The 18,953-nt window shown below is 74.4% G+C and carries 15 protein-coding genes; 4 read left to right on the top strand and 11 right to left on the bottom strand.

Annotation, left to right across the window (positions count from 1 at the left end; genetic code table 11):
• The 7 genes from IH44_RS0111355 to IH44_RS0111325 all read right to left on the bottom strand — a co-directional run.
• The coding region (locus IH44_RS0111355) for a glycosyltransferase (protein ID WP_081966831.1) at positions 1 to 1,193 on the bottom strand (1,193 nt) is incomplete at its 3' end.
• Positions 1,190 to 2,002 carry a polysaccharide deacetylase family protein gene (locus IH44_RS0111350; protein ID WP_035954724.1) on the bottom strand — a complete coding sequence of 271 codons (813 nt, stop codon included), beginning with the start codon at positions 2,000 to 2,002 and terminating at the stop codon, positions 1,190 to 1,192. The genes IH44_RS0111355 and IH44_RS0111350, both read right to left, overlap by 4 nt.
• On the bottom strand, positions 1,992 to 3,722 hold the full coding sequence (locus tag IH44_RS0111345) for a lipid II flippase MurJ (protein WP_051816766.1): 1,731 nt from the start codon (positions 3,720 to 3,722) through the stop codon (positions 1,992 to 1,994). Before IH44_RS0111345 ends, IH44_RS0111350 begins: the two co-directional genes overlap by 11 nt.
• The gene (locus IH44_RS0111340) at positions 3,719 to 5,041 is read right to left on the bottom strand and encodes an O-antigen ligase (protein ID WP_081966830.1); all 1,323 of its coding nucleotides are present in this window, start codon (positions 5,039 to 5,041) and stop codon (positions 3,719 to 3,721) included. The genes IH44_RS0111345 and IH44_RS0111340 overlap by 4 nt, the downstream gene beginning before the upstream one ends.
• A 4-nt stretch (positions 5,042 to 5,045) precedes the next feature.
• Positions 5,046 to 6,605, bottom strand: a complete 1,560-nt coding sequence (locus tag IH44_RS0111335) for a sugar transferase (RefSeq protein WP_051816765.1) — start codon at positions 6,603 to 6,605, stop codon at positions 5,046 to 5,048.
• Positions 6,606 to 6,901: 296 nt separating this feature from the next.
• Complete coding sequence (locus IH44_RS0111330) at positions 6,902 to 8,065, bottom strand: glycosyltransferase (protein WP_035954736.1); 1,164 nt, start codon at positions 8,063 to 8,065, stop codon at positions 6,902 to 6,904.
• A 120-nt stretch (positions 8,066 to 8,185) separates the two neighbouring features.
• Positions 8,186 to 8,626 carry an SRPBCC family protein gene (locus IH44_RS0111325; RefSeq protein WP_030459347.1) on the bottom strand — a complete coding sequence of 147 codons (441 nt, stop codon included), beginning with the start codon at positions 8,624 to 8,626 and terminating at the stop codon, positions 8,186 to 8,188.
• 103 nt (positions 8,627 to 8,729) lie between these two features.
• Here IH44_RS0111325 and IH44_RS0111320 point away from each other — a divergent pair, with 103 nt between their 5' ends.
• A complete protein-coding gene (locus tag IH44_RS0111320; RefSeq protein ID WP_030459346.1) occupies positions 8,730 to 9,629 on the top strand; it encodes a HipA family kinase in 900 nt (299 codons plus the stop codon).
• A 15-nt stretch (positions 9,630 to 9,644) separates the two neighbouring features.
• Here the strand turns inward: IH44_RS0111320 and IH44_RS0111315 are convergent, their stop codons facing one another.
• Both IH44_RS0111315 and IH44_RS0111310 read right to left on the bottom strand, forming a co-directional pair.
• Positions 9,645 to 11,120, bottom strand: coding sequence for a S8 family serine peptidase (locus IH44_RS0111315; protein WP_107066511.1), 1,476 nt, complete (start codon positions 11,118 to 11,120; stop codon positions 9,645 to 9,647).
• Between the two features lie 236 nt (positions 11,121 to 11,356).
• Positions 11,357 to 14,266 carry a glycoside hydrolase family 48 protein gene (locus tag IH44_RS0111310; RefSeq protein ID WP_030459344.1) on the bottom strand — a complete coding sequence of 970 codons (2,910 nt, stop codon included), beginning with the start codon at positions 14,264 to 14,266 and terminating at the stop codon, positions 11,357 to 11,359.
• A 305-nt stretch (positions 14,267 to 14,571) separates the two neighbouring features.
• On the opposite strand from IH44_RS0111310, the gene IH44_RS0111305 reads away from it, so the two are divergent.
• Entirely contained in the window at positions 14,572 to 16,158 is a 1,587-nt protein-coding gene (locus IH44_RS0111305; protein WP_030459343.1) for a cellulase family glycosylhydrolase, read from the top strand.
• 89 nt (positions 16,159 to 16,247) lie between these two features.
• Here the strand turns inward: IH44_RS0111305 and IH44_RS0111300 are convergent, their stop codons facing one another.
• Complete coding sequence (locus tag IH44_RS0111300) at positions 16,248 to 17,006, bottom strand: DeoR/GlpR family DNA-binding transcription regulator (RefSeq protein ID WP_030459342.1); 759 nt, start codon at positions 17,004 to 17,006, stop codon at positions 16,248 to 16,250.
• 112 nt (positions 17,007 to 17,118) lie between these two features.
• Here IH44_RS0111300 and IH44_RS0111295 point away from each other — a divergent pair, with 112 nt between their 5' ends.
• Both IH44_RS0111295 and IH44_RS0111290 read left to right on the top strand, forming a co-directional pair.
• Complete coding sequence (locus IH44_RS0111295; RefSeq protein WP_030459341.1) at positions 17,119 to 17,487, top strand: hypothetical protein; 369 nt, start codon at positions 17,119 to 17,121, stop codon at positions 17,485 to 17,487.
• On the top strand, positions 17,484 to 18,164 hold the full coding sequence (locus IH44_RS0111290) for an NUDIX domain-containing protein (RefSeq protein ID WP_030459340.1): 681 nt from the start codon (positions 17,484 to 17,486) through the stop codon (positions 18,162 to 18,164). The genes IH44_RS0111295 and IH44_RS0111290 overlap by 4 nt, the downstream gene beginning before the upstream one ends.
• 87 nt (positions 18,165 to 18,251) lie before the next feature.
• On the opposite strand, the gene IH44_RS0111285 is transcribed toward IH44_RS0111290, so the two are convergent.
• The gene (locus IH44_RS0111285; protein ID WP_030459339.1) at positions 18,252 to 18,812 is read right to left on the bottom strand and encodes a GNAT family N-acetyltransferase; all 561 of its coding nucleotides are present in this window, start codon (positions 18,810 to 18,812) and stop codon (positions 18,252 to 18,254) included.
• Between the last annotated feature and the right edge of the window lie 141 nt (positions 18,813 to 18,953).

The following is an 18,953-nucleotide window of genomic DNA, read 5'->3' as shown; positions in this document are numbered from 1 at the left end:
GTGCGGGCGGGGGGCCGGCTCGGGCCGCGGGCGGGCGGGACCCGGGCCGGGGGTTCCGGGTGCGGCTGCGCGGGCTTGCGGCGGCCCGGCAGGGCGGCGGCCGACTCGCGGTAGAGGGCGGCGAGTTCGGCCGCGATCCGGGCGATGTCGTAGTGCGCGACGGCGGGCGGGACCGGCTGCGGGCCCGGGCGGGTGGTGGCGAGGAGGGCCAACTCGCGGGCGTAGGGCTCGGGTTCGGAGGGGAGCAGGCGGGCCTGCGGGGCGGCGCCCGGGGGGAGCTCGGCGAGCGCCGGGCAGGCGGAGTGCAGCAGCGGGAGGCCGGCCGCCAGTCCCTCCAGGGCGGCCAGGCCGAAGGTCTCCTCGCGGGACGGGGAGACCAGCACGTCGACGGCGGTGAGCAGCTCCGGTACGTCGTCGCGTTCGCCGGTGAGCACCAGGCGGTCGCGGACGCCGAGCCGGGCGGCGCGTTCGAGCAGGGCGGCCCGCTCGGGGCCCTCGCCGATCAGCAGCAGCCGGGCGTCGGGGAGCCGGGCCAGTGCCTCCAGCGGGACGTGGAAGCGCTTGCCGGGCACCAGCCGGCCGACCGCGCCGATCACGAACACGCCGATGGGCAGACCGAGTTGGGCGCGCAGCCGGCCGCGGTGGGCGGCCCGGGCGGCGGGGGTGAAGCGGTACCGGGCGGCGTCCACCCCGTTCGGCAGCAGCCGGATCCGCTCGGCGGGGACGCCCCAGGCGCCGAGCACTCCGGCGACCTGGCCGGAGACCGCCAGGGTGGTGGTGCCGAGCCGTTCGGCGCCCAGGTAGAGCGCCTTGACGCCGCGCGAGGTGGGGCGGCCCTCGATCACGCCGGACTGCAGCGAGTGCTCGGTGGCGATCACCGCGCGGACGCCGGCCAGCCGGGCGGCGAGGCGGCCGTACAGCATGGCCCGGTACAGGTGGGTGTGCACCAGGTCGTAGCGGCCGGCGCGGATCAGCCGGGTGAGCCGGGGCAGCACCGCGAGGTCCCGGTTGCCGCGCATGTCGAGGTGGTGGACGGTGAAGCCGTCGGCGCGCAGTTCCCGGGCGACCGCGCCGGGGTTGGTGAGGGCCGCCACCTCGTGCTCCTGGTCCTTGGGCAAGTAGCGCAGCAGCAGGGCGAGTTGGCGTTCGGCGCCGCCCGCGTGCAGGCCGGTGACCACGTGCAGGACTCTCATCGGGGCTCCCCCGCGGCGGCCTTCGGCGCGGACTTCGACGCGGACTTCGGCGGGGCCCAGCGCAGCCCGGTCACGGCGTCCCGCCAGCGGTGCCGGCCGTGCTTGGCGCGCAGCCGCCAGGCCCCGTCCCGGTCGCCGACGTAGCAGCGCGGCAGGGCGTACCGGCCGGTCAGCCAGGAGTGGTCGATGGCGCAGGCGTAGTCGTACCCGGCGTCCCGCACCGCCCGGGTGGCGGGCAGGTCGACCGCGCCGTACGGGTAGCAGAAGCCGGTGACCGGGCCGCCGACCAGGTCCTCCAGGGCCCGCCGGCTCTCCGCGGTCTGGCGTTCCAGGGCGGCCGGGGACAGGCCGGGCAGGGCCTGGTGGCCCAGCCCGTGCGAGCCGATCTCCCAGCCGGAGCCCGCGAGTTCGGCGACCTGTTCGACCGTGAGCAGCTTCTTGCGCGGCCCCTCGGTGTCCCAGCCGTTCTCGCTGCCGAGCAGGTCGGGGACGACGTACGCGGTGGCGGTGAAGCCGTACTCGCGCAGCACCGGGACGGCGTGCCGGGCGAAGTCGGCGTAGCCGTCGTCGAAGGTCAGGCCGACCAGCCGGGCCTCCCGGCCGCGGGCCTGCGCGGCCAGCAGTTCGCGGACGCTGACGCCGCGCCGGCCGGTGCGGTGCAGCCAGTCCATCTGCTCGGCGAACCGCTCGGGGGCGACGGTGAGCAGGTACGGGTCCTCCTCCTCCTCGGCCACCGAGTGGTACATCAGGATCCAGGGCGCGAGCCTGGGGGCGAGTGCCTGGGCCGGCAGGCGGGGATCAGCGGCCATGCGACTTCCCTTCGGCAGCTGGTGCGGTGGGTGACGGGGCGGGCCGCGGCCGGCGGGCCCGGGCCAGCAGCCCGAGCACCGGTCCGCGCACCTCGGGGGCGCCGAACAGCGCGCCGAGGACGGCGAAGGCCAGCAGGACGGCGGTGCCGCCGGAGAGCGCGGCGGGCAGCGGCCCGGCGGCCGTCCGGGCGGCCAGCGCGCCCAGGGCGGTGGCGGCGACGGCGGCGGCCAGCAGCCGGGCCTGGCCGCCGAGCACCCGGGGCAGCCGCAGCGCGACGCCGCGCAGCATCAGGCCGCGCATCAGCAGCGCCGCGGTGGTGGTGATGCCCGCGGCGTTGCCCGCGGCCAGGCCGAGCGCCCCGAAGTGCGGGGTGGCGCCGACGCCGACCGCGACGGTGACGGCCAGGCCGAGCAGCATCGCGCCGACCGGGTACCAGTCCAGCCAGGTGATCCGGTCGCCCTCGGCGCGCGGGACGTCGGCGCGGCGCACCACCGGGCGGACGCAGAAGTACGGCCGGACCATCACGCCGATCATCGCCTGCGCGGGCAGCCCGAAGGAGTAGACCCGGATCACCGCGGCGGTGGCGGCGGTGTCGGCCGGGCCGAACGCGCCGCGCTGGAACAGCAGGGCGACCAGCGCCGGGGCGCAGGCCATCAGGAAGGCGGTGCCCAGCAGGACCAGCGCGGCGGCCTGCCCGAGGTCCTTCTCGACCCGGTCGCGGGCCGCCGTGAAGTCTCCCGCCGCCATCGCCCGGGCCACCACCGGGAAGGTCACGGTGACGATCAGGATCGCCGAGGTCATCGCCAACTGGCTGACCTTGGCGGCGTAGTTGAGGTGCGAGATGGTGCCGGGCGGCAGGCCGGAGCCGAGGTAGCGCTCGATGAACACCTGGGCCTGCCGGGTCAGCGTGAACGCGGCCACCGGCAGCAGCGCCAGCGGGATCAGCACCAGCCGCCGGGCCGCCCCCCGGCGCAGCCCGCGCCGCCGCCCGCCGGAGCGCAGCCGGCGGGCGAACGGCAGCACCAGCACGCCGGCCATCAGCGCGCTGCCGACCGCCACGCCGATCGCCGCGGAGCGCACCCCGAGCAGCCGGTGGCCGCTGAGCAGCAGCGCCAGGATGCCCAGGTTGTACATCACGTAGATGACGGCGGGCGCGGTGAAGGAGTGCAGGGCGCGCAGCGCGGAGGCCAGGTACCCGGCGACGCCGAACGGCAGGATGGTGAGCGCGGTGATCCGGGTGCAGGTGACGGCGAGCCGCGGGTCGGCCAGGCCGGGGGCGAGCAGTTCGACCAGCTGCGGGGCGCCGAGCGCGACGGCGCCGGACAGCGTGCACAGCGCGAGCAGCAGCCAGGGCAGCGTGGAGCGGGTCAACTGCCGCACCGGGTCCGGCCCGTGCGGGCGCTCCTCGCGCAGCACCAGGGCCAGGCTGAAGGCCGGGACCATCAGGAACGCCATCGCGTCCTCGATCAGCAGCGGCGCGGCGGTCTCCGGCACCGTCCAGGCGACCAGGAAGGCGTCGGTGCCCTGGTTGGCGCCGAAGTAGCGGGCCAGCAGCAGGTCGCGGAGCAGGCCGAGGCCGGAGCCGGCCGCGCTGAGCAGCGCGGTGACGCCGAACGCCTTGGCCAGGAAGCCGCGTCTGGCCGGTTCGGCGGCCGTGCGCGGGGCGGGGACGGCGGCGGTGGCGGCGGCCACCTCGGCCACCGGCTGGTCGGTCGTCATGCGCCGTTCGCCTCAAGGGGGTCGGGGCCGGGGAAGGCGGTGCGGGCGGCCAGGCCGAGGACCACCGAGGTCAGCACGGTGGTGGTGCCGCCGATGTCGGCGTAGAGGAAGTCCCAGAGCACCCAGCAGAGCAGGGCGAGCGCGGCCAGGCCGGGGCCGGTGGCGCGGCGCAGGCAGCCGAGCAGCAGGGCGAGGAACAGCGCCAGGTAGGCGACGACGCCGAGCAGGCCCTGTTCGCTGAGCACCAGGAAGTACATGTTGTGCGGGGAGAGCAGCGGTTCGCGCTGGAAGCCGATGGTGGAGTCGGCGGCGTCGCTGCCGGAGGAGAGCCGCAGCGGGGCGTGGCTGTCGCGCAGCTGCTGGAACGCCTTGGGGCCGGCGCCGGTCGCCGGGTGGTCCTGCCAGATCCGGCCGGCCGTGGACCACAGGTCGTAGCGGTCGGAGACCGACTGGTCGGGGGCGGCGGAGACCGAGCCGATCGAGCTGAGCCGCTCGGTGACGCCGGAGGCGCCGAGGCCGAACCCGCCGACCAGCACCACCGCGGCGGCGGCGCCGACCAGCACGCCCTTGACGGCGAGCCGGGCGTCGGCGCGCAGCAGCAGCACGCCGGCGGCGACGGCGGTGGCGATCCAGCTGCCCCGGCTGAACGAGACCGCCAGCGGGAAGGCCAGGAACGCGGCACTGGCCCACATCGCCCGGCGCAGCACCCTGCTGCCGCCGGGGCGGCGCTCGGCGAGGGCCAGGCCGAGGGCGGCCAGCAGCCCGTACGAGACGACGGTGGACATCGCCATGATGTCGAGCGCGCCGAAGGTGCCGACGGCGCGGATCGGCTGGCCGGTGTAGGAGGCGCCGGTGCGGGTCAGGTACTGGTGGGCGCCGACCGCGCCCTCGATCAGGGCGGCCAGCACGAAGGAGCCGAGCACCAGCCGCCGGTCGCGGGTGTCGCGGACGGCGAGCAGCACCGAGACGGGCACCAGCACGAAGATCTGCACCAGCCGGACGAAGCCGGTGAGGCTGGCGGCCGGGTCGATGGAGTGCGCGGTGGCGACGGCGGCGGCCAGCACCACGCCGCCGAGCAGGGCGCAGACGGCCGGGTCGAGCCGGGGCAGCCGGCCGCGCAGCAGGTCGAGGGCGATCAGCCCGACCAGGGCCAGCGAGGCGAGGTCGGCGGGGGTGACGTGGACGGCCGCGGCGACGTCCTTCTCCCCCGTCGGCACGCACACCAGGAGGACCGTCGCGGCCGCGAGCCAGCTCGGCCGGGCCGGGACTATCGCGGACAACTTCCGCGCGGGATAGGGAAGTTGGAGGGTGATCGCCATCGGTTCAGCTCCCGTCCGGGCGGACCACCAGGGCGGCGGTGCGGAGCAGGATCTTGGCGTCCCCCCACAGGCTCCAGCCCTCGATGTAGCGGTTGTCGAAGCGGGCCCGGTCCTCGATCGAGGTGTCCCCGCGCAGGCCGTTGACCTGGGCCAGGCCGGTCAGGCCGACCGGGACGCGGTGCCGGTCGGCGTACTCGGGGTACGCCTGGCCGAACCGCAGGACGAAGTAGGGGCGCTCGGGGCGCGGGCCGACCAGGCTCATGTCGCCGCGCAGGACGTTCCACAGCTGCGGCAGCTCGTCCAGCGAGGTCTTGCGCAGGAACTTGCCGATCGGGCCCATCCGGTGGTCCTGCGAGATGTTCCAGCGGGTGGCCGACTCGTGCTCGTTCGAGGGGCGCAGGGTGCGGAACTTCAGGACGGTGAAGACCCGGCCGTCCAGGCCGGTGCGCTGCTGGCGGAAGAGCACGCCGGGGCCGGTGTCCCAGCGCACCGCGAGGGCGCAGGCGGCCAGCAGCGGGGAGACCAGCAGCAGGCCGAGGCCGGCCGAGGCGATGTCGAAGCCGCGCTTGACGACCCAGCCGCCGCGGCGCATCGCGGGGGCGCCCAGGCGCAGGCAGGGGAAGCCCCACAGGTGGTCGCCCGCGCCCTGGACCGAGTCGAACTCGCGCAGGCCGGGCACCAGCCAGACCTGGCAGCCGAGCCGGGCGGCGTGCCGCAGCGCGGCCAGCGTGTCGGCCTCGTCGGCGGCGCCGGCGGTGGCCAGCACGTGGTGGATCCGGTAGCGGCGCAGCACCCGGCCGAGCACCTCGCGGCCGCCGAGCACCGGCAGCGCGGCGCCGGGCGGCAGCAGCACCGGGTCGGGGTCGAGGTAGCCGACCGGGCGCAGGCCGTACTCGGGGCGGTCGGTGAGCACCGCGGCGATCTGCTGGCCGAGCTCGCCCGCGCCGAGGATCAGCACCGGGCTGGGGCGGCGGCGGCGGGCCCGGCGGGTGAGGTGGTGGACGAAGGCCCGGCCGAGGGCGGCGAACGGGAGCAGCAGGAGCAGCAGGGCCAGCAGCCGCAGCGGGCTGACCGGGCCGAGGTCGGCCCAGCGGCCGGCCAGGCAGGCGTCGGCGGTGATGGCGAAGGCGGTGGCGACGGCCGCGCGGGCGGCCAGGGCGGGGAGCTCGTCGAGGGCGGAAAGGCTGAGCCGGGTGCGGTAGAGGCCGCCGGCCAGGTTGAGCGGGAGCAGCGCGGGCAGCAGCAGGGCGGCGGTGGCGACCGGGCGGGTGCCGGCGGGGGTGGTCGCGGCCGCGGCCAGGCCGACCGCCAGGGAGTCGGCGGCGGCCAGGGCCAGCGGCAGGGCGACCCGGGCGGGCAGCCGGCCGCGGTGCCGGCCGACCCCGGCCGAGGTCCGGGGCGCGGCGGCCCGGGACTTCGGCCGGTTCTTCGTCCGGAGCCTCGGCCGGTCGAGCGTGCCGGCGCCGGGCACGGTGCCGGGCCCGGTGCCCGCCCGGCCGCCGGGGCGGCCGGGGCCCGTCAGCGTTCTGCCGGGCCGCGGCACGCTCTCGTGGTCAATGGTCATCAGCGCACGAACTCCCCTGCTGTGTACCCGCCGCGGCCGGGCAGTCGGACCGGACGCGCACCGGCTCGGCGCCTCGACCCGGTGGACGCGGTCCAGGTAAGCACCTGCTGCCGTGAAAGGCGGTCGGCCATTTCGCTACCGAAAATGGAGACGAAGCAGGCAAAATCAGACATTACCGAACGCCGACTGGCGCGCAGGAGGCTGACATGCCATTTCATTCCACCCGCCCAATAATCAGACATTCAGGAAAGAAGGCCGCACCTTGCGCGGGCGGGCGTTCACGGCCTGACAAACGATCAGAACCGCTGCGGGACACGGTCCGAGCGGCTCGCCGGGACCGCGCCACCTCGAACGATCGTCCGGTAGACCGCCGCCACCTGCTGAATCACTCCACGGATATCGTGATGATCTGCCACATATGACCGGGCCAGGACTCCGCGCCGTTCGCACTCGATCCGGTCGCCCAGGAATTCGAGCAGCCGTTCGGCCATCGCGCCGGGATTCTCCGGCGGCACCACCGCCCGCTCCCGCTCCCCCGGCGGCAGGCACTCCCGGGCCCCCGGCACGTCGGTCAGCAGCACCGGCCGCCCGCAGGCCATCGCCTCCAGCGGCGCCAGCGCCATCCCCTCCCAGCGCGAGGGCAGCACCACCAGGTCGGCCGCCGCCAGCCACAGCCGCGGGTCCGCCACGTCACCCACCATCCGCACCCGGGACGGATCCGGCAGACTGCGCACCTGCTCCGCCAGCGCCTCGGCGTCCGGGCCGCCGCCGACCAGCACCAGCCGGGCCGCCGGACGGGCCAGCTGCACCCGCGTCCAGGCGTCCAGCAGCACGTCCTGGCCCTTCTGGCGGCACAGCCGCCCCACGCACACCGCCAGCGGGTCCGCCCGGTCCAGGCCCAGGGTCATCCGGGCGGCCCGCCGGGACGCCCGGTCGGCGGGTGCGAAGTGCTCCAGGTCGACGCCGTTGGGCACCACCCGCCAGTCCGCGACCAGTCCGGCCGCCACCCCGTCCGCCCGCTCCTGCTCGCTGACGCACAGCACGGTGCGCGCCCAGCGGGTGGCGTGCCGCTCCCAGCGCAGGCTGGCCCCCGCCAGCGCGCCCTGCACCGCCGCGAACGACCAGGCGTGCGGCTGGAACACCGTCGCCGGGGTGCCGCGGGCCGCCAGCCGCCCGGCCAGCCCGGCCTTCGCGCTGTGCAGGTGCAGCACGTCCGGCGCGGTGCGGCGGACGATCCGGCGCAGCCGCCAGGCCTCCCCCGCGGTGGACGGGCCGGGCGAGCGCTCGGCGGGCCAGTCCAGCACCCGGGCGCCGGCCGCGGCCGCCTCCCGGGCGAGCCGGCCGCCGGGCGGGCAGGCCACCAGCACCCGGCACCCCGCCGCGCGCTGCCCGCGCACCAGGTCCACCACCACCCGGGCCACCCCGCCGTCGACCGGCTGGGACACATGAAGGATCGTCATCTGCACGGCCCGGAGCCTAAGTTGGCGACGGGCGCCGACCGGGCCCGCTTCACCCGTCCCGGGGAAGCAGAACACCCGTACGGCTGACGCGCCGTACGGGTGTCCGAATGCCGCGGGGGCTCAGCCGAGCTCGGCCGCCAGGTTCGCCAGCACCTGGTCGTGGATCCGGTTCAGGCCCTTGGGCGCGAAGGTCCGCTCGAAGAAGCCGCCGATCCCGGTGGCGCCCGTCCAGCTCGCCTCCACGGTGACCCGGCTGCCCTTCTCGCCGACCGCCGACACCGTCCAGGTGATCACCATCGAGGAGTTGGCGTCGGTCTCCACCAGCTTCTCCGGGCTGGGCGCCGAGACCGTGAACAGGCAGTCCCGCACCCGCTTCTCGGTCGCCTGCAGCTTCCAGTGCACCTGCGTCCCGGCCCCCTCGCCGCCCGCCCGCACCTCGTACTCGCTGTACTGCGCGGGCAGCAGCTTCGGCCGGGTCACCGCGTAGTCCGCCAGTGCCCCGTACACCCTGGCCGGGTCGGCCTGGTACGTCCGCTCGGTGGTGGCGTGCACCTTGCCCATCGCTTCACATCTCCTCGGTCGGCTGCTCGACGGTCGGCCCCACCCAATCACCGCCCCGACCGCCCGCCAAACCGGGGGCGGCCGGCCGCGTTAGGGTGGGCGGATGCTCGATGAGGTGAAGGCGTTGCGGTATGTCGATCCGCTGCGGGCGGGGGGGTCGGTGCCCGGGGTGGTGGAGGCCGACGACCTGGGGACGTACGTGGTGAAGTTCACCGGGGCGGCGCAGGGCGTGAAGGCGCTGGTGGCCGAGGTGATCGTGGGGGAGCTGGGGCGGCGGCTGGGGTTGCGGGTGCCGCCGCTGGTGCTGGTGGACTTCGATCCGGCGGTGGCCGCGGACGAGCCGGACCAGGAGATCCAGGACCTGTTGCGGGCCAGTGCCGGGCGCAACCTGGGGATGGACCTGCTGCCGGGGGCGCGGGACTTCCGGCCGGGGATGATCGAGGTGTCGCCGCAGGAGGCGGGCCGGGTGGTCTGGCTGGACGCGCTGACCGGGAACGTCGACCGCACCGTGCACAACCCCAACCTGATGGTGTGGCACGGGCGGTTGTGGCTGATCGACAACGGTGCGGGCCTGGTGTTCCACCACCGCTGGGCGTCCGCGGCGGCCTCGGTGCACAAGCGGTACGACCTGAGCGGCCACGCGCTGGGCGGCTACGGCCCCGACCTGGCCGCCGCGGACGCCGCGCTGGCCCCGCTGGTGACGCCGGAACTGCTGGGCGAGGTGGCCGCGCTGGTGCCGGACGCGTGGCTGGCCGGCGAGCCAGGGTTCGACTCGCCGGCCGCGGTGCGGGAGGCGTACGTGGCGCACCTGGCCGCCCGGGTGGCGCACTCGGCGGCCTGGCTGCCGGAGGGCTTCGCCACGCCGGAGCAGATCCGGGCCGCCGAGGAGCGGGCCGCCGCCGCGCGGCTGGCGGCCCGTCCGGCCTGGTTGAAGCAGGTGCCGAACCGGGCCGGTCTGGCTCCGGTGGAGTCGGACTGGTCCCGGCACGTCGGCGGGGAGTGAGCTACTGGCGCGCCGTCAGCTGCGCCACCCGTCGGCCGCCTTGGCGGCGGAGACCACGCCCGCGCCGTAGAAGCCGTTGTTCTGCTCGGTGCCCTCGCAGGTGGCCGTGTACAGGCCGGTGCCGCCCGGGTTGAAGACGCCGGCCGGGCAGGCGTGCGGGTCGGCCTGCTCCACCAGCAGGGTGCGCAGCTGCTCGGGGCCGGCCCACGGGTGGGTGGAGGCGAGCAGGGCGGCGACGCCGGCCGCGTGCGGGGCGGCCATCGAGGTGCCGGAGCTGTAGCCGTACTTGTTGCCCGGGAGGGTGGAGAGCACCGAGCCGCGGCCGTCGGGGGTGTCCGGCACCTGGTAGCGGCTGTCGCCGCCGGGGGCCGCGACGGTGACCTTGTTCAGGCCGTAGCTGGAGTAGTACGCCTTGTCGCCCTTGGCGCCGACCGCGGAGACCGCGACCACGCCGGGCAGTTCGGCGGGCAGGTCGAGGCAGTTCTCGTTAATCGGCCGCTCGCCGGGGGTGGTGTCGTCGGGGCTGGAGACGTCGACGGTCTTGTGCGCGAGGTCGATGTTCTCGTTGCCCGCGGCGGCGATGTTCAGCACCCCGTTGCGGCGGGAGTAGTCGACGGCCCGGCGGACGGCCTCGCTGACTGCGGCCTGGTCGGGGTCGTCGGCGCAGTTGAACATCCACGGGTCGACGTAGTAGCTGTTGTTGGTGACCTGGAAGTGGTGCTCGGCGGCCCAGACGAAGCCGCAGATCGCGTACTCGGGGTAGATGAACCCGCCGTCGTCGACCACCTTGACGGCGGCCAGCCGGACGCCGGGGGCGATGCCCTCGATGCCCTTGCCGTTCTTGGCGGCGGCGATGGTGCCGGCCACGTGGGTGCCGTGGCTGCTGGTGGTGGGCTGCCAGGACTGCCAGTCGGTGTCGGGGCGGCCGCTGAGGCAGGACGCGGAGAGCTTGGGGTCGACGTTGGCGGCGAGGTCCTCGTGGGCGGCGTCGATGCCGGAGTCGAGCACGCCGACCACCACGGACCGGCTGCCGAGGGTGGTGGCGTGCGCCCGGTCGACGCCGATCTGCCGCATGTCCCACTGGTTGGCCCAGAGCGGTTCGGCGCCGCCGGCGGCCGCGGCGGGGGCGTCGACCTCCTCGGTGACGCCCTCGACGCCGCCGGCCTGGATGCCCGCGGTGCGGCTGGCGCCGACCGAGTCGACGGTCTTCGACGTCCGGAGCCTCGCGGCGAAGCCGGGATCGGCGGAACGGGCGATCACCACGCCTATCTGCTGGTAGGAGGCGACCACGGTGCCGCCGGCCGCCCTGATCTCGCGCTCGGCCTTCTGGGTCTGCCCGTGGTTGGCCTTGGTGTTGACGACGTAGCTGAGCAGGGGTCCGTCGGTGGTCGCCGCCGCCGCGCCGGTGGCGGGCAGGGCCACTGCTCCGGCCGTGGCGAGGGCGAGGCAGGCCGCGGTGAGTGCGGAGCGGCGGATCCGGGGAACGCTCATAGGGGTTGACCCTCCCGAGTGTCGTCGGCGCGATCGTGGGTGATCGATGGCGTCCGAATGGCCGGGAGACTATTCAGCAGATATGACAAAAATCAAGAGGTAGTAAAGCAATCTCCTCAGAACGGGCGAGTGCCCGGTCCGCTGTCGGTCGGACCGGGCACTCGCGCTCGGGTGACGGCCCGTCAGCCGTCGGATCGGAGGGGGGACGGCCCGCCGGCCGCCGAGGTGGCGGCCCGTCAGCCGCCGAACAGGTCGCCGTAGGTGGCCATCGCCGTGGCGATGTCGGCCTGCGCCCAGAACCGGTGGTACGTGAAGGTCGGCGCGGCGCCGCCGTTCAGGTACGTCTGGACCTTGGCGAACGACGGGTCGTTCTTGTAGAAGGACCGGATCGACAGGAAGGTCGAGCTGCTGTTGATCGGGTCGCCGTTGGGCATGGTGCCGGTCCAGCCGCTCGGCACCGAGAGCGGGTCGTTGAACCGGCTGTAGTCGGTGCGGGTCTCCGGGACGGAGATGCCCAGCGCGTCCTGGTTGTTGGTCCACATGCCGTCGAGCAGCTTCTGCGCCGCGGCCTTGGCCGCCGCGTTGCCGGACTTGGCCGCGTAGTACGACAGCAGCTTGGCGTAGGAGCCGGAGACGCCCACGTCGCTGGTGTAGTCGACGACGCTCACGTGCAGGCCGGTGTTGGCGCCCGGGGAGGCCGCGTTCCAGGTGTCCGGCTTGCCGCTCCAGGCCAGCGTGGACGGGAACTTGTAGCTGCCGTCGGCGTTGAAGGTGGTCTGGGACAGCGCCCAGGTCACCCACTTGTCCAGGATGGCCTTGGCCTTCGGGTCACCGCTGGAGTAGTAGTACTCGGCCATCCGCTCCAGGCCCCAGGCCTGGAAGCCGAACCACTGGTTGGACGGCGGGTCGTGGTAGACCGGCGCCTCGTCGTAGAACATCCCGTAGAAGGTCGGGGTGCCGGCCGGCGGGGTCCCGTAGTCGCCCTCCCAGCTGTTGGTCGCGCCGCCCGCGATCGCGCCCTCGCTGGACTGCAGCCACTGGGTGAACTCCACCTGGCGGCCCATCGAGGTGGTCCAGTCGGTCTTGCCGGTGGCCGACTTGGGGGCCATCGCCGGGTCGTTGACCAGCGCGTACGCGGCCATCGGGTTCTGGTAGCCGCCGTGCGCCGCGCTGTCGCCGATCCGCCAGGACCAGCCCGCCGAGGTGTCGGTGGCGCCGCCCCAGGCGTAGTACCAGGACAGCAGGTAGTGCTCGGAGCTCTTGCCGCTGCCGGGCGCGCAGGTGCTGGCGCCGACGCAGTTGCCGACCTGCTTGAAGTACTTGTCGAAGAACGAGTACCGCAGGTAGTCGCCCATCTTGCCGGCCTTGGCCACCGTGGTGGCGACCTGCGAGCCGTTGCCCTGCGCCTTGGCCCAGGTGTCGGCCCAGTACGCGGCCTGGATGGCGCGCGCGTCGGCGTCCGGCGCGTCGGTGTACTTCCACTGCTTGGCGTACGAGTTGTCCTTGACGAACAGGTCGAGGTACCCGTTCTTGCCGCCGTACTTGAAGTTGTCGCAGGTGGGCTGCGGGATGGTCTCCCACACCGACTCCTGCGCGCCGCGCTGGTAGGTGTTGATGAACGAGGGGCCGGGCGAGGTCGGGCCGGCCTCGCACTTGCCGGGGCCGTTGCCGTAGCCGTAGACGTTGTCGACGTCCTGCAGCCAGTGCATGCCGTAGATGTCGTCGGTGCCGTACGCGCTCTTCAGCTCACCGGCGATCGGGTCGTTGCCCGCGGTGACCGAGGTGTCCAGCTGCGCCGGGTAGTCGCTCGGCAGCGGGCGCTCGGGCGCGTAGGTGGCCGGCTTGGAGGCGTTGTAGAACGAGTTCGTCGGCTGGTCGGCGTGCCCCGGGATCATGTACGTCTCCATGAGCGTCCATGCCGCGTTGAACTTCGACCAGTCCTGGGTGACCCGCCCGTACTGGGCCTCCAGCCAGAGCAGGTACGAGTACGCCTCCGAGGTGGTCTCGTGCCCCTGGTCGGGGGCCTCGACCAGCAGGGTCTCCACCGAGTGGTAGGGGATGCCCTCGGGCGAGAAGTAGCCGTTCGCCGGGTCCTTGATCTTGTTGTACAGCTGCAGGAACCGGTCGTTGTACACGCCCGAGGCGGCGGCCAGCTCGGTCACCGTGACCGCCGAGGAGGTGTACCCGGTGGCGGTGGAGGTGAAGGTGGCCGAGCCGGTGGAGGAGGCGTCGGCGGTGAGCGTGACGGTCTGCGCCGTCGACCAGTTGCTCGGGGTGAAGGTCAGCGTCGCGCCGGAGCTGATGGACAGTCCGGTGTTGCCCGAGCTCCGGGCGGTGGTGACGGTGACGTTGGCGCTGGGCTGGCTGCTGAGCTTGACCGCGAAGCTGCCGGTCTTGCCCTGGTTGACCGACAGGGTCAGCGGGGTGGCGCTGATCGCCGGGCCGGCCGCCACCGTGATGCCCGCCGGGGTCGACTCGCTGCTCGCGCCGAGGCTGTCGTACGCCTTGGCGTAGATCGAGTGGTTGCCGCTGGCCGCGCCCGTCCAGCTGTAGGTGTACGGGGCGGTGGTGGCGGTGCCGATCAGCGTGGTGTTGTCGTAGAACTCGACCTTGCTGATGCTCGCGCCGTCCGCCGCGGTGGCCGTCGCCGAGAGCGGGATAGCCGCTCCCGCCTGGTAGTTGGCGCCCGGGGCGGGGCTGGTCAGCGCGGTGGTCGGGGCCGCGTGCGCGCCGGTGCAGCTGGTGCCGTTGACCGCGAAGGCGGTCGGCGCGGTGTTGGTGCCGCTGTAGGAGAAGTTGGCGCCCGCGGTGGCCGAGCCGCCCGCCGCGATGGTGCCCGCCCAGGCGGGGGCGGCGACGGTGACGTTCTTGCCGGACTGGCTCCAGGTGCCGTTCCAGCCGGTGCCGGAGAGCGTCTGGTTGCCGGTGTAGGCGTAGGTGAGCGTCCAGCCGTTGAGCGCGGCGGTGCCCTTGTTGTTGATCGACACGTTCGCGGTGAAGCCGCTGCCCCAGTCGTTCGTCGTGTAGTCGACGGAGCACTGGACGACGGCGGCGGAGGCCGGGACGGCGACCGCGGTCGACAGGCCGGCGGCGAGCAGCGTGAGGGCGGCGGTGAGCGCCGAGACCCTGGTGCGGGGTGGAGACATGACGGCTCCTCGGTGGGGGTGGGTGGGGGAGTCCGGGGGCGGTCGTGCGCGAGGCGGATCCGGGGGCGGTGCCGGGAAGCCTTCCGCGGAGGTCCGAGCCTTCCGCGGGGTCTTCCCCGTGGGGTCTTCCGGGGTGGATCCGCCGGGGTCGTTCTGTGGGAGCGCTCCCAAATATCGGGAGGGGCATGCGCACTGTCAAGGGATCGCGCACCGCCGAGGTGTGTTGGCAACTGCCGCGCCCCTGGCTATGGTTCGGGGCGGGCCTGTGGGAGCGAGCCCACTTTCCCCCCTCCAAGGAGTCGGACATGACCGTCCGCACCACCACCACGGCACTGGTCGCGGCACTGGCCGCGACCGCTGCGGCCACCCTCGCGCTCACCGGCGCCGGCCCCGCGGCCGCCGCCGGCCTCCAGTGCTCCGTCGACTACACGACGAACGACTGGGGCAGCGGCTTCACCGCGAACGTGAAACTTACCAACGCCGGCACCACCCCGATCGACAACTGGAGCCTCGGCTACGCCTACACCGGCAACCAGACCCTCTCCGGCTCCGGCTGGAACGGCACCTGGAGCCAGTCCGGCAAGAACGTCACCGTCGCCGCCCCCGCCTGGGCGGCCACCCTCGCGGCGGGCGGCTCGGTCAGCGCGGGCGCCAACTTCTCCTACAGCGGGACGAACGCGGCCCCGACCTCGTTCACCGTCAACGGCGTTGCCTGCAACGGGGCTTCGAGCCCGTCCCCGTCCCCGTCGCCGTCCGTCTCCGCGTCCTCCTCCCCCTCCGCCTCGGCCTCCGTCTCGCCCTCGCCGTCCGCCTCGGCGTCCGCGTCCCCGTCCTCCTCGGCCTCCCCGTCGCCGTCCGGGAGCACCGGCACCGGCACCGGCAAGGCCCCGGCGCTGCACGTCTCCGGCAACAAGCTGGTGGACGCCAACGGGGCGCAGGTGGTGCTGCGCGGCGTGAACCGCTCCGGCATGGAGTTCATGTGCGTCCAGGGCTACGGGTTCTCCGACGGCCCGGTGGACGCCGCCTCGATCGCCGCGATCAAGGGCTGGAAGGCCAACGCCGTCCGCGTCCCGGTCAACGAGGACTGCTGGAACGGCTACGCCAACGTCAAGCCGGAGTACGCGGGCGAGAACTACCGCACCGCGGTGAAGAACTTCGTCTACGCGCTGCGGGACGCCGGGCTCACCCCGATCATCGACCTGCACTGGACCCAGGGCCTGTACACCGGCAACTCCTCGGGCTGCTCGGACGTCAACTCGACCTGCCAGAAGCCGATGCCGGGCGCCGGCGCGGCGACCTTCTGGTCCTCCGTCGCCACCACCTTCAAGAACGACCCCTCGGTGGTCTTCGACCTGCTGAACGAGCCCTACGCGGACCGCGCCGTCTCCGGCCTCGACCAGGCGTGGAACTGCTGGCGGGACGGCGGCAGCGCCTGCCCCGGCATCGGCTACCCGGTCAGCGGCATGCAGACGCTGGTGAACTCCGTCCGCACCGCCGGTGCGAACAACGTCATCCTGCTCGGCGGCCTGGCCTACTCCAACGACCTCGGCCAGTGGCTGGCCCACAAGCCGACCGACCCGGCGGGCAACCTGGCCGCGTCCTGGCACGTGTACAACTTCAACACCTGCTCCAGCCAGTCCTGCTGGAACTCGACCGTGGCGCCGCTGGCCGCCCAGGTCCCGGTGGTGGTCGGCGAGATCGGCGAGAACGACTGCGCCCACTCCTTCATCGACCAGGTGATGTCCTGGGCCGACGCCGCCAAGGTCTCCTACCTCGGCTGGACCTGGAACACCTGGGACTGCGGCCAGGGCCCGTCGCTGATCTCCGACTTCGACGGCACCCCGACCGCGTTCGGCCTGGGCCTGAAGAACCACCTGGCCGCCGTCAACTGACGGGCCGTCCGGCCCCGCCCCTCCGATCCGCTCCTCCGATCCGCTCCTCCGATCCGCCCGGCCGGCGACTCCCGGTCAGCGACTCCCGGTCAGCCCGCCGGGCGGATCTCCACCCCCGCGGCCGCCAGCCGCTCCAGGGCGGGGTGGTCGGGGGCCGCGTCGGTGATCAGGCCGGTGACGCGGTCCCAGGGCAGGACGCGGAACGGGGAGGCGGCGCCGATCTTCTCGGCCGAGGCGAGGATCCAGGTCTCGGCCGCCCGGCCGGCCAGGGCGCGCTTCATCGCCGCCTCGTCGGCGTCGCCGGTGGTGAGCCCGGCCTCGGGGTGGACGCCGGTGACGCCGAGCAAGCAGAGGTCGGCGGAGACGTTCTGGGCGGCTTCGACGGCGGCGGCGCCGCAGGCCACCGCGGAGTGCTTGAACACCCGGCCGCCCAGCAGGAACAGTTCGGCCCGGGGGTGTTCGAGGAGCGCCGCCACCACCGTCGGGCTGTGCGTGATCACCGTGCAGTCGAGGTCGGCCGGGAGCAGCCCGGCGACGGCGAGCGCGGTGGTGCCGCCGTCCAGGATCAGCGTGCTGCCGGGCCGGATCAGCTCGACGGCCGCCGCGGCGACCTTCCGCTTGCCGCCGGGTGTCACCGACTGCCGCTCGGCGTAGCCCGCCATCGCCAGGGAGGCGGGCAGCGCCCCGCCGTAGACCCGCTGGCAGAGCCCTTCGGCGGCGAGGTCGCGCAGGTCGCGGCGGACGCTGTCCTCGGAGATGCCGAGTGCGGCGGCGACGTCCTTGGCCACCACCTTGCCCTCGGTCGCCAGCAGTTCGAGCAGGTGGTCGCGCCGTTCCGCAGCCAGCATTCTCGTTCTCTCCTGTTCTTTCACGTTCTTGCATGTATCGTAGCGCCCCATGACCACACCGGCAGCATCACCCCGCACCGACTCCGACTCCCCCGACTTCCCTGACTCCCCCATGCTCGTCCTGATCGCCGGGCCGTACCGCTCCGGCACCGGCGGCGACCCGGCCGCGATGGCCGCCAACCTGGCCCGGCTGGAGGCCGCCGCCTGGCCGGTGTTCGCCGCCGGGCACCTGCCGGTGATCGGCGAGTGGATCGCGCTCCCCGTCCTGCGCTCGGCCGGCGCGGGCCCGACCGACCCGCTGGCCGACCGGGTGCTGTACCCGACCGCGGACCGGCTGCTCGCCCACTGCCACGCGGTGCTCCGCCTGCCCGGCGACTCCGCGGGCGCGGACCAGGACGTCGCCACGGCACGCCGCCGCGGCCTGCCGGTCTACCACGACGTCTCCGAACTCCCGCACCGCGCGGGCCGGGAGGAGGCGTGAGCGGCCGCCCGGGGGTCGACCTCCCCGACCACCGCGGCCGCACCGGCCTGGACCGGGCCGGGCGCGGGCTGCGCGGCAACCCGGACGTGCGGGTGCGCGAGGTGGAGCTCACCTCGCAGGGCTGGCACGTGCTGCGCCGCACCACCTTCGACTACCGCGGCCGCGACGGCCGGTGGACCACCCAGCAGCGCGAGACCTACGACCGGGGCAACGGCGCGGCGGTGCTGCCGTACGACGCGGCGCGCGGCACCGTCCTGCTGACCCGCCAGTTCCGGTACCCGGCGTACGTCAACGGGCACCCGGACGGGATGCTGGTCGAGGCGGCGGCCGGGCTGCTCGACGCGGACGACCCGGTCACCGCCGTGCGCCGCGAGAGCCTGGAGGAACTCGGCGTGGAACTCGGCCCGTTGACGCACGTGCTGGACGCGTACATGAGCCCGGGCTCGGTCACCGAGCGGCTGCACTGCTACGCGGCGCCCTACCGCCCGGCCGACCGGACCGGGCGCGGCGGCGGGCTGGCGGAGGACGGCGAGGACATCGAGGTGCTCGAACTGCCCTTCGCCGAGGCGCTGGCGATGACCCGGGACGGCCGGATCTCCGATGGCAAGACCGTCCTGCTGCTGCAGTGGGCCGCGCTGGACGGCCCGTTCGCCCCGGGCGCGGCGGCCGACCGGTAGGCGGGGCCCGGGGGGCGCCTACCGGCCGGCCGGACCGCCGTTGGCCGGGCCGCCGGCCGGAAACGTGCAGGAACGTGCAGCGGGGGGTCAGAGCCGGGTGGGGCCGCCGTACCGGGCGAAGAACTCCTCGGCGAACATGGCGAACAGCGCCACGTCGCGGTGCTCGCCCGCGACGAAGAAGTGCCGGCCGAGCCGGCCCTCCTCGACGAAGCCGAGCCGCCGCTGGAGCGCCAGCGAGGGCTCGTTGTGGGCGAACACCCGGGCGGTGGCCTTGTGGTGGCGGCGCTCCTCGAACTGGTGCCGCAGCACCAGCCGGACGGCCTCGGCCGCGTAGCCCCGCCGGCGGTGCTCGGCGCCGACGGTGATGCCGTACTCGAACAGCCCGCTGCGGTTGTCCGCCCGGTGCACGCCGACCGAGCCGACCGCGGCGCCGTCCGCGCGCGACTCGACCACCAGCTGGTAGGTGTCGGCGGTCGGGTCGGCGGCGGCCTTCTCCCTGGCCAGCGCCGCCCACCCCTCGACGGAGCGCGGCGGGTCGAGCGCGTCCCCGAGGCGTTCCTCCTGCTCGGAGAGCCGGGCCAGCAGCGGCCCGTCCCCCGGTTCGACCGCGCGCAGCCTGACCCGTTCACCCGTCCAGTAGCTCGTCATCCGGACTTCGTACCACGCCCGGGGCAGCGCCCCCGGACCGGCCCCGTCCGGGGGCTCCCGCCCCGTCGGCCCGGGCTCCCGCCCCGTCGGCCCGGGCGGCCGGACGGCGGGCTGTGACGCGGCGGCCCGCGAACCGCGTCT

The sequence above is a fragment of the Kitasatospora sp. NRRL B-11411 genome (genome assembly GCF_000721345.1).
Lineage (GTDB): Bacteria > Actinomycetota > Actinomycetes > Streptomycetales > Streptomycetaceae > Kitasatospora > Kitasatospora cineracea.
The sequence above is the reverse complement of the archived record's forward strand: the minus strand, read 5'-3'. Positions and strand labels throughout refer to the sequence as shown.

Excerpts from the sequence above, each read along its gene's own strand:
- IH44_RS0111315 (WP_107066511.1), bottom strand. The coding sequence starts at position 11,120 with ATGAGCGTTCCCCGGATCCGCCGCTCCGCACTCACCGCGGCCTGCCTC.
- IH44_RS0111330 (WP_035954736.1), bottom strand. The coding sequence starts at position 8,065 with ATGACGATCCTTCATGTGTCCCAGCCGGTCGACGGCGGGGTGGCCCGG.
- IH44_RS0111295 (WP_030459341.1), top strand. The coding sequence starts at position 17,119 with ATGCTCGTCCTGATCGCCGGGCCGTACCGCTCCGGCACCGGCGGCGAC.
- IH44_RS0111350 (WP_035954724.1), bottom strand. The coding sequence starts at position 2,002 with ATGGCCGCTGATCCCCGCCTGCCGGCCCAGGCACTCGCCCCCAGGCTC.
- IH44_RS0111300 (WP_030459342.1), bottom strand. The coding sequence starts at position 17,006 with ATGCTGGCTGCGGAACGGCGCGACCACCTGCTCGAACTGCTGGCGACC.
- IH44_RS0111325 (WP_030459347.1), bottom strand. The coding sequence starts at position 8,626 with ATGGGCAAGGTGCACGCCACCACCGAGCGGACGTACCAGGCCGACCCG.
- IH44_RS0111285 (WP_030459339.1), bottom strand. The coding sequence starts at position 18,812 with ATGACGAGCTACTGGACGGGTGAACGGGTCAGGCTGCGCGCGGTCGAA.
- IH44_RS0111340 (WP_081966830.1), bottom strand. The coding sequence starts at position 5,041 with ATGGCGATCACCCTCCAACTTCCCTATCCCGCGCGGAAGTTGTCCGCG.
- IH44_RS0111335 (WP_051816765.1), bottom strand. The coding sequence starts at position 6,605 with ATGACCATTGACCACGAGAGCGTGCCGCGGCCCGGCAGAACGCTGACG.
- IH44_RS0111310 (WP_030459344.1), bottom strand. The coding sequence starts at position 14,266 with ATGTCTCCACCCCGCACCAGGGTCTCGGCGCTCACCGCCGCCCTCACG.
- IH44_RS0111305 (WP_030459343.1), top strand. The coding sequence starts at position 14,572 with ATGACCGTCCGCACCACCACCACGGCACTGGTCGCGGCACTGGCCGCG.
- IH44_RS0111345 (WP_051816766.1), bottom strand. The coding sequence starts at position 3,722 with ATGACGACCGACCAGCCGGTGGCCGAGGTGGCCGCCGCCACCGCCGCC.
- IH44_RS0111320 (WP_030459346.1), top strand. The coding sequence starts at position 8,730 with ATGCTCGATGAGGTGAAGGCGTTGCGGTATGTCGATCCGCTGCGGGCG.